6 protein-coding genes are annotated in these 9,854 nt (G+C 71.0%); 2 read left to right on the plus strand and 4 right to left on the minus strand.

The annotated features are described in order from the left end of the window. Positions 1–84 precede the first annotated feature (84 nt). On the minus strand, positions 85–2,328 hold the full coding sequence (locus D7W79_RS12110) for a Kelch repeat-containing protein (RefSeq protein WP_120525525.1): 2,244 nt from the start codon (positions 2,326–2,328) through the stop codon (positions 85–87). A 689-nt stretch (positions 2,329–3,017) separates the two neighbouring features. On the opposite strand from D7W79_RS12110, the gene D7W79_RS12115 reads away from it, so the two are divergent. Further along, a complete protein-coding gene (locus D7W79_RS12115; RefSeq protein WP_120525526.1) occupies positions 3,018–5,279 on the plus strand; it encodes a Kelch repeat-containing protein in 2,262 nt (753 codons plus the stop codon). Between the two features lie 158 nt (positions 5,280–5,437). Beyond that, positions 5,438–6,760, plus strand: coding sequence for a cytochrome-c peroxidase (locus D7W79_RS12120; protein WP_244221724.1), 1,323 nt, complete (start codon positions 5,438–5,440; stop codon positions 6,758–6,760). A gap of 124 nt (positions 6,761–6,884) precedes the next feature. Here the strand turns inward: D7W79_RS12120 and D7W79_RS12125 are convergent, their stop codons facing one another. From D7W79_RS12125 to D7W79_RS12130, 3 genes are all read right to left on the minus strand, one after another. Then, positions 6,885–8,594 carry a DUF4091 domain-containing protein gene (locus tag D7W79_RS12125; protein WP_244221725.1) on the minus strand — a complete coding sequence of 570 codons (1,710 nt, stop codon included), beginning with the start codon at positions 8,592–8,594 and terminating at the stop codon, positions 6,885–6,887. A gap of 99 nt (positions 8,595–8,693) precedes the next feature. Then, entirely contained in the window at positions 8,694–8,825 is a 132-nt protein-coding gene (locus tag D7W79_RS45740; RefSeq protein ID WP_272491381.1) for a hypothetical protein, read from the minus strand. Positions 8,826–8,890: 65 nt separating this feature from the next. Next, positions 8,891–9,595 carry a TVP38/TMEM64 family protein gene (locus D7W79_RS12130; protein ID WP_244221726.1) on the minus strand — a complete coding sequence of 235 codons (705 nt, stop codon included), beginning with the start codon at positions 9,593–9,595 and terminating at the stop codon, positions 8,891–8,893. Positions 9,596–9,854 lie beyond the last annotated feature (259 nt).

Raw genomic sequence — 9,854 nt, forward strand, 5'->3', positions numbered from 1 at the left:
TTCGCGGTGCTCAGCGCGGCACTCACGTCCCCCGGATGCGGCAGCACCTTGCCCGATGACCGCTTGAGCAGAGGAGTGGGCGTCTCATGGCGTGAAGACCTCCGCCGACTCCTCGTCCGTTTCGGTGTTGGGGGGGGTGCCAGCGACGAGCGCCCTGCCGTCGAGCAGCGCCGTCACCGTGTACCCGGTACGAAGGATGGCTGGCGATGGAGCCATGCTCCACGTGCCCGAGCCCGCTTCGTAGAGCTCCGCCACCCAGCTCACGACAAACGCCCTGCCGTCGAGCAGCCGCACCGCCGGGCCGCCACTGGGCTCGAGCGGCATGGCCGTCAGGCTCCAGGTGTTCAGGTCGGGGTCATACAACTGCGCCGCCCTGCCTCTCACGTCGAGCACCTTGCCCGTGGGCAGCACCACCGGCCAGACACCGAGGGGCGCGAGCGGAGGACCGGTGGGGCTCCAGCTCCTCGTGGCCGGGTCATACACCTCGGCATCGGCTTCTCCCGTGGTGAGCACCTTGCCCGTGGGCAGCACCGCCGCGGAGAAGGAGTGGGGGGCGGCCATGGCGCCCGCCGGGCTCCAGGTGCCCGTGGCCGGGTCGTATACCTCCGCGGAGGTGAGGCCGCCGCTCATGTCCTCGCCTCCCGCCACGAGCACCTTGCCGTCGGGAAGCAGCGCCGCCAGGTGCCTGGAGCGGCCCTGGGCCATGGAGCCCGTCGGAGTCCAGGTGTTCGTGGCCGGGTCGTAGAGCTCCGCCCGCGCGGAATAGAACTCGAAGCCTTCGCCTCCCGCGACGAGGACCCGGCCGTCACGCAGCAACGTCGCCGTGTGGTAGAGGCGGCGCACGTTCATGTGGGCGCCAGGGGTCCAGGTGTTCGTGACCGGGTCGTACAGCTCCGTCGAGTCGAGGAAGAAGCTCCATTTCTGGGCGCTTCCCCCCGCGATGAGCACCCGGCCATCCGGCAACAGCGTCGCGGTGTGACCCCACCGGGGCCCGCCGGCCATGGGCCCGGTGGGAGCCCACCGGCCTGCGAGGGCGCAATCCGGCAGCCCCGCCACCGTGAAGCTCCGGGGGGTCGTGAGGTCGTAGGCATTCGTCACGGTGACGGTGATGGACGGAGTCGTGCCCGGACGGATGCACACGGGCGCCGTCCAGGTGATGCGGCTGTGGTTGCCGACCTGCGCCGGAGCGCCTGTCGTGCCGGTACTGGAGTCCCAGGAGAAGGTGAGCGCGGAGCCCTGCGGGTCGCTGGCGGCCACCTCATACGTGAGCACCTGACCCGGGCTCGCCGTGTCCGAGGAGCGGTAGGAGCGCAGGATGACGGGCTCCAGGGGGTTGAGGGGAGGCGTGCTGGCGACGCACAGGGCGACGGTGCCCGTGTTGTGTCCACCGCGCCCGTCGGACACGGAGACCGTCAGCCGGCAGTTGTTGCAGGCCTCCGCGGGCACGAGCGAGGGCGTGAATCGGGCGATGCCGGAGGACGCACCGGTCCAGGTGCCCGCGCACGACGCGCTCCAGGAATAGGAGAGCGCGTCTCCGTCCGGATCCGACGCCGTGACGGACACCGACGTCGGCTGCCCGACGACGAGTTGCGTGGGCGCGGCGTCGAGCGAGCTGACCACCGGCGCGCTGTTGAAGGAGATGGACAGCTCGGCCTCACCCTCGCCTGGGGGCAGGACGTTGACGCGCAAGAGCGCGCTGGAGGCCAGGCCGCGCGAGTCCGTCACGGTGAGCGCCAGCGTCTGGATCCCGGGGGTCGCGGGCGCCGTCCACGAGGTGTCGCGCTCGGAGGGCGAGGAGAACGTGCCCGCGGTGGCGCTCCAGGAGTAGCTGAGCGTGTCCTCCGGGTTCGGGTCATGCGCGTAGGAGATCAGGGAGACGGTGCCTCCGGCCGTCACGGTGCTGGGATTGGCCGCGACGTAGTCGATGAGGGGCGCTTCGTTGTCGAAGGGCGGCGGTGGGTTGAGCTGCTGGAGGGTGATGGCGACCAGGGTCGTCTGGTCCGCGAGGATGGAGACGCCGGAGGCGGAGCCGGAGAAGAGCAGGGCGCCGGAGGCGTCATAGGCCCGCGCGGCGAAGGCGCGGCCGGTGCCGGCGGGGATGTTGCCGATGGTGCCGCCCCACACGCCATCCGTGGGCGCCAGGTCCACCCAGACGGTGCGGATGTCCGGCCCGCCCGAGGCGACCGAAACGCGGGTGATGTCGGATGAGAGGGATTGCGGCGCCGACACGGCGAATCGCGCGGTCCCGGTGTCTCCGGACGTGTCCCCACAGCCCGCGAACAGCGCCACCGCGAGCGTCAGCATCAGGTGAAGGCCTGCTCTCTTCATGTTCGTCCCCCTCGCCGCGAGCGTGAGGCCCGCGAAGCAACCGCGGCGGATGAGAGGACTTGGAGCGACGCGCGAGAGGGCTCATCCTGCTTGCGATTGGGGCGATTATCCAGGATGGAAGGCATTGCCGCCCATGGGCCGGACAGGTGGTGCGCCGTCCTATGACTGACGACGGGGGGCCTTCACGGGCCTCTGGCGTCGTCCGTCGCACCTCCTCGCCGCCCCGCGACGTCCTGCTCTTCCTCCCAACGAAGACACCGGTGGCAACTCCTCCGAGGCCTGTACCCCGGAGGGCTCCACGGGGCCCTGGCCACAGCCCGCGCCCAGCGCCACGCCGCATACCGCCATGGCCCACGCCTTCATGCCTGTCATCGTCGCCTCCCGCCCACCGGAGCCCGCGCCAGGGATGGACGCGGTGCCGAAAAAGGAGGGTTGGCAATGCCAGACACCCCGGACACCCGTGCGGAGGTCGCACGGGCGTGTCGTCACGAGTGGCAGGGCAAGGCTTCGTCCCGTAGAGGACGACAGCCCACCTCTTCAGGTCATATCCAGCGCGGTTCTTCCGCCTGGATAGTCCATGCCCAATCGCTTGCAGGGTGGGCACTCATCGGTGCTGCCAGCGTGCCCCGCTCGAGGCCCATCCGCTTCCGGTTGATTCGCGAGCATCACGTTCGCGACGGGGGGGCTTCATGAAAAGAGCATTCATTCACCTGATGCTGACGCTCACGGCGGCGCTGCTCGCCGGCTGCGGGGACACGTCCGGGGACACCGGGACCGCGCGCTTCGCCGTGTCCGTGCCCCAATCCCTCTCATCCGACATCGCCCGCGTCGCGGTCGCCTCGGGCGGGCCGGACATCCGCACCGTGTGGGTGGACCTGGCCCCGACCGACGGCATGTGGGGCGGCACCATCGGCAACATCCCCGCGGGCACCGGCCGTGCCTTCGCGGCGCGGGCCTATGACGCCTCCGGCACGCTGCTCTTCGCGGGCTCCGCCTCCGGCGTCACCATCGCCGCGAACCAGACGGCCTTCGTCGCCATCACCCTCCAGCAGCTCAACCCGCCGCCGCCGTTCGAGAACGAAGCGCCGCTCATCGACTCCCTGGTGGCCTCCAAGACCACCGTGCCAGCGGGACGCTCCCTCTTCCTGTGGGCCGCCGCGCATGATCCGAACGCGGGGGACACGCTCAGCTACGCGTGGAGCGCCACGGCGGGCGTGTTCTCCTCGATCTCCGACGGCTTCGCCGTGTGGGTGGCGCCCGCCGCCACCGGCATCCAGAAAGTCACGGTGACGGTGACGGACTCCCGTGGCCTTTCCTCCAGCGCCACCCTGTCCATCAACGTCCAGCCAGAAGGGGAGGGCGAGGCCGAGCTGTCCATCTCCTTCAACAGCTCTCCCCAGGTGTCCTCCATCACGGCGACGGCGACGCGGTTGGCCGTGGGGCAGATGACCACCGTCTCCGCGCTGGCCACGGACCTGGATGGAGACAGCCTCACCTACGCCTGGAGCGCCTCGTGCGCGGGCACCTGGGCGGATGCGTCCTCCAGCACCGCTGGGTTCACGCCCTCGCTGCTGCCCGCCGCGGCCTGCAACAACTGCCGGCTGACGGTCTCCGTGTCGGACGGACGCGGAGGGCACAACACGGGCACCGTCGCCCTGTGTGTCAGCACCACGCCTCCGTCCAATCCCCTGGCGCCCGTCGTCCTTCGCTCCTATCGCTCCTCGGACACGGCGAGCCCGGGAGAGGTGCTCACCTTCGAGGTGGCCGCCAGCGACCCGCAGGGCTCCGCGCTCACCTTCTCCTGGGGGGCTACCGCTGGCACGCCCGGCACGCCGACCGGGGACTCCACGCACAGCCGCATCACCTGGACGGCGCCTCCGTGTCTCGATGTCGCGGCCCCGGCCATCACCGTCACCGTGACGAATGCCTTTGGCCTCGCGGCCACGGAGAGCTTCACCGCGGCGGGCTTGCCGGCCTGCTCCACGCCGGGGACGTGGGCGCTGACGGCTCCCAGGGCCTTCGACTCGTTTCGCCTGGCCAGCACGGCGACGCTGCTGCCCGACGGCAAGGTGCTCGTCGCCGGGGGACGTCAGGAGCAGGCACACACCTGCGGCACGGCGGCGGAGCTGTATGACCTGCCCTCGAATACCTGGAGCGCGACAGGGTTCATGCTCGACTGTCGCTACGGCCACACGGCGACGCTGCTGCCCGACGGCAAGGTGCTCGTCGCGGGAGGACAGGGCCAGGTCGTGACCACTTCGACGGCGGAGCTGTACGACCCGGCCACGGGCACCTGGAGCGCGACGGGCTCCATGACGGAACCCCGCGCCGGCCACACGGCGACGCTCCTTCCCAACGGCAAGGTGCTCGTTCAGAGCGAAATGACAGCGGAGCTCTATGACCCGGCTTCGGGGACCTGGAGTCCCACGGGCTCCCTGGCGGTGGTTCATTGGGAGAGCTCGGCGACACTGCTTCCCAACGGGAAGGTGCTCGTCGCGGGGGGGCGCAACCTGGACGGCCCCCTCGCCACGGTGGAGCTGTACGACCCGGCTTCGGGGACCTGGAGTCTCACGGGCTCCCTGCTCGCGCCGGCCAGCGAATGGGCCGCGCTGCTGCCCGACGGCAAGGTGCTCGTCGTGGAGGGGAGGGCAGCGCAGCTGTACGATCCCACTTCGGGCACCTGGAGCCTCACGGGCTCCCCGGCCGAGCCCCTCCGCGGCCCGATGACGCTGCTGCTCGATGGCACGGTGCTCGTCACGGGCCCCGCTCAGGGCGGCACCCTGACCACGGCGGAGCGGTACGACCCGGCTTCGGGGACCTGGAGCCCGACCGGCTCGATGATCGAGCCCCGCTCCCCTGGGGAATTCACGGCGACGCTGCTGCCCGATGGCAAGGTGCTCGTCGTGGGCGGGAGCTACACCTCCACCTCCTCCGAGCTCTATACCCCCTGAGCCAGGCGGCTTCCCCATCCCGGTGGGCCATCCGCTCCGCGCTATGCGACACACGGTTGCGCTCCCGGCCCATGGCCGGGGCCCGGTCGAGACAGCACCCTGGCCGCCGCTCCCAAACCGAGGTGCTGGACATGCATGGGTCACGGTCATGGTGCAGGTTGTCTCTTCTGCTGACGCTGGGCGGGGCGCTGGCGTGCGAGGTCGCTCCGGCACCCGGGACGCTGCCATCGAAGCCGCCCGTGAGCGGGGATGCAGGTGACGCGAAGGCACAGGAGACGCCGGAGGCCGTCCAGGCCTCGGCCGTCTTCGAGGCCACGTTGCGCGAAGAGGCCACGTCGGCGCCCAATGCGCTCAAGCCCGTGGAGCGGCTCGGCAAGCTGCTCTTCTTCGACCGCCGGCTCTCCGAGCCCATGGGCCAGCCCTGTGCCGTCTGTCACGGCCCCGAGGTGGGCTGGACGGGCCCCAGCCTGATCATCAACCTCACGGGCTCCGTGTACGAAGGCGCCGTGCGGGGGCGCTTCGGCAACCGCAAGCCGCCCTCATCCGCCTACGCCACGCAGGCCCCCATCCTCCACCGGACGGCCCCTGGTGACGCCACGTTCGTGGGCGGCAACTTCTGGGACGGCCGCGCTACCGGCGAGGAGCTGGGCAATCCCGCAGCGGATCAGGCGCAGGGCCCCTTCCTCAACCCCGTGGAGCAGAACAACCCCAGCGAGGCCGCCGTGGTGGCCAAGGTCTGCGGAGGCCCGTACGGCGATCTCTTCCGGGCGGTCTGGGGCGCCAACATCTGCGGCGACGTGCCGCGCGCGTATGACGACATCGCGAGGTCCATCGCCGCGTACGAGGCCTCTCGCGAGGTGAACGCCTTCTCCTCGAAGTACGATGCCTTCCTCGCGGGCCGCGCGCGGCTCTCAACCCAGGAGCGGTGGGGCCGGGAGCTCTTCGTGGGCAAGGCCCACTGTGACAAGTGCCACCCCAGCCAGCGTGGCCCCGGCGGCGAGCCGCCGCTCTTCACCGACTACACCTTCGAAAACCTGGGCGTGCCGCGCAACCTGCTCAATCCCTGGTACTGGCAGCTCCAGTTCAACCCGGACGGCCCCTTCTGGATCGACCCCGGCCTGGGAGGCTTCCTCCAGACGCGCCAGGATTACGCGCCCTTCGCGCGCGCCAACCTGGGCAAGGTCAAGGTCCCCACCTTGCGCAACGTGGACAAGCGCCCGTTCCCTGGCTTCACCAAGGCCTATATGCACAACGGCTCCTTCAAGAGCCTGGAGTCCGTCGTCCACTTCTACAACACGCGAGACGTGCTGCCGGCCTGCTTGGGGAGCGCGTCGGGGGCTCCTGGCGTGGACTGCTGGCCCCTGCCGGAGGTGGGGCTGAACGTCAACACGCAGGACGTGGGCAACCTGGGCCTGTCGCCCCAGGAGGAGCAGGCCCTCGTCGCCTTCATGCGCACGCTGTCGGACGGCTACTCCCACTGACGGGGGCCACTCCTGCGGGGCGATCTGTGCCGCACGGAGCGCGCGCCCACCTTCTCCGTGCGGCCGAGGGACAACCCGCTACTGTTCGTGGGCGTGGCGGTGGAGCTGCTGCTGCTCGCCTTCCTCAGGGAGGCGACACGCGGTCCCGGCACAACTGACGGTAGCGCTTGATGAGCAGCAGCCGCGCCCGGTCGAAGGCCTCTCCGTCGTCGGGGACCGCCCAGGCATGCGGGATGAGCTTCCGGGCCACGGCGCGCGCGTACGCCGGGTCGCCGGCGTCGCTCACCAGCTTCAGCCATTCGTAGTCCTGCATGCCCTGCCGGATGAGCTTCATGCGCAGCGAGGGCAGGGGGATCTCGGTGGTGCCGCCGATGATGGAGGGCAGCCCCGGGTAGAAGAGCGTGCCGTCGCCATTGCCATTGAAGCGGAACTGCGTCGTCCACGCGGTGTAGAGCAGGCCCACCGTCTGGTAGTACAGCTCGCCGCTGGCGCCGTTGATGAAGTCCAGCCACTGCATGCCGCGCGCCTTGGCCGCCGAACGGTCCACCATGTACGAGGGCCAGCCCTGGCCGGGGATGTTCTCCGGCGGGGGCGGCTCACCCGGCGCGCAGCCGTGGCTGGCGCAGCTCTGGTAGAGCCACAGCTCGCGGCGGGGCTGGGCGAGGAAGTCGTCGTACTTGGGGCGCTGGTCGCCCACGTAGGGCGGCTGGGTTCCGTCGATGAAGTTCACCAGCACGGTGATGATGTCGATCTCCTCCAGGAGCCCGTGGGCTTCCAGTTCGGTGACGGTGCTGGTCAGCAGCGTGCGCAGCAGCGGGGCCGCCGTGCGGGTGAGCTCCGCGCGGGCCGCCACGGCCTCCCAGCTGGTGCCATAGGGCGGCTCGTCCCCCACGTAGTCGAAGGAGCGCGACAGCCAGCCGCGCGCTTCCGCCTCCGTCTGGAACTCCGTCAGGGACGCGCCGTTGGCCGGCCCCAGGTACTGCAAGGCCGTCATGCGCGCCCCTTGCAGCCGGTTGGGGGCGGTGCCGTCGAGGAACGGCCCCCAGCGCTCATTGAACGTGTCGTAGTCCGGCAGGTCCCACGTGGGCAGGTTCACCTCCCGGGGGAAGGCGCTCGCCAGCGTGATGCGATGCTCCAGCGCCATCCGGTGGAACAGCTTCAAGAGCCGCACCTGCGTGTCCACGGGGCACACCGGATCTCCCGTGAAGGCGCGGCACACGTGGGGAGGCCAGAGCAGGAAGGCGCTGCGCAGGGAGGAGGTGCTCGGCAGGACGGCGTCCACCACCTGGAGGCGCACCTCCACCCGCGAAACGAAGCCTTCGCCCCTCACCGTCACGGTGCCCCGGTAGTTGCCGGGGCGCGCGTTGGACGGCACGTGCACGTCCACCCAGACGGCACGGGCTTCGCCCGCGGGCACGTCGAAGGGAAAAGCCAGACGCTTCTCGCCCACGACCTCGTCCACGTCCGGCACCAGGCCGTCCGGCCACCGCCCGGGCGTCGTCCCCGGCGGCGTGGGGGTCGTGATGTCCAGGAACGCTTCCCGGTAGAGCAGCAGGTCCCCGCCCTGGATGCGCGACCGGCCCACGCGCAGCTCCGGCAGCGCGGCGCTCACGCCCCGCAGGCCCGTCGTGCCGCCGTGGAGCACCACCTGGAAGGACACGAACTCGTTGCGCGCGGCGGTGAGCGAAATGGAGCGCTGGCAGCGGGGAGGCGTCTCCGGGCGCACCTTCACCATCGCGCTCTCGGCCCAGACGGTCGGACGCGACGGGTGCGCCCCGGCCACCTGACTCCACATCAACAACAGACAGGCCAGCGCCAGCTTTGGGAATTGCATGACGTCATAGGCTGCGCCTTGAGAGGGATTGCGGCAATCCCCCCTCCGGCGCCAGCGCCGATGGGGCAGCTGACATCGGGAGGGTTCCCCGGACGGAGCTCAGGGGGAGTACGGTTCCGCCGTCCCGTCTGATGACGTGAAGTAGCGCTCGCCCTCCTCGCGCTTCTCCTCGTCGCGCTTGCCGCTGATGATCAGCCGCCGGCCCGCGTCCACCCGGTCCTCGAAGTACATGGTGTGCCCCCCTTGCTCAGGAGAAGCACGGCCGGGAGGTGTGTCCACCCGCCGGGCCGCCGCCGTCAGCCGGACGGCGGCCGCGCGCCGAGCCGCTTGCGCAGCAGGTGGAAGGCGAACACGCCGGCGAGGATGCCGGCCGCGCCCAGGCCCAGCAGCGCGGGCGTGCGCCGCGCCAGGACGCTGGCCCCCAGGTAGACGGTGCCCACCGCGTAGGGGAGCTCCGCCAGGGCGAGCACGGCCAGGTAGCGGCGCAGCCCATAGCGCGCCAGCCCGAGCACGTAGCCCGGGATCTCGGAGGGGACGGCGAGCTGGAAGAGGAGCACCACGCCGAAGGGCGTGCGCCCGGAGACGCGCTCCTCGTAGCGGGCGAGCAGGCTGGCGGAGGTGAGCCGGCGGATGACGGGCCTGCCCCAGGCGCGGGCGATGCCGTAGGCGCACGCGCCGCCCAGCATCCAGCCCACCCAGAGCAGCAGCACGCAGACCGCCTTTCCCCAGGCCTGGAGCGCCACCGGCAGCAGCAGCGCGCTGGAGAAGAAGGCCAGCATCGCGGACAGGGCGGAGAGCAGGACGAAGAGCACCGCGCCCCAGAAGGGATGCGCGGAGATGACGGGCGCGGCCGCGTCGAGGACCCGGCGCAGCTGGGACTGGAACGCCTCCGAGGACGTGAGCAGCGCGAGGCCCGCGAGCAACAACCCCAGCAGGAGCGCCCGGCCCCACATGGCCGGGAGCCCGCGACGCGAGTCCTGGGGCTGGGGCGAGGCGTTCATGGGCTCCAGGTCCTTGTGCCCGGAGCGGCAATCTGGGGAAGGCGCCCGGGGCGGCAAGCCGTGCCCGGGCGTGGCGCGGCTTCCACTGGCGGACAGTGCACCAGGGGGGATGCCGGCCCTGGTGTATGCTTCGCGCCCCAAGCGCATCCCGCTGGAGGTCCGCCCTTGATCAGCTCCCTCATCCGCCAGGTCGTCAGCACGGTCCAGACGGCGGTCACGAAGCCTCCGGTGGCCCCTCCCGCGCCCACGCCCCCGCCCA

Origin of the sequence: Corallococcus exercitus (assembly GCF_003611585.1) — a bacterium.
Lineage (GTDB): Bacteria > Myxococcota > Myxococcia > Myxococcales > Myxococcaceae > Corallococcus > Corallococcus exercitus.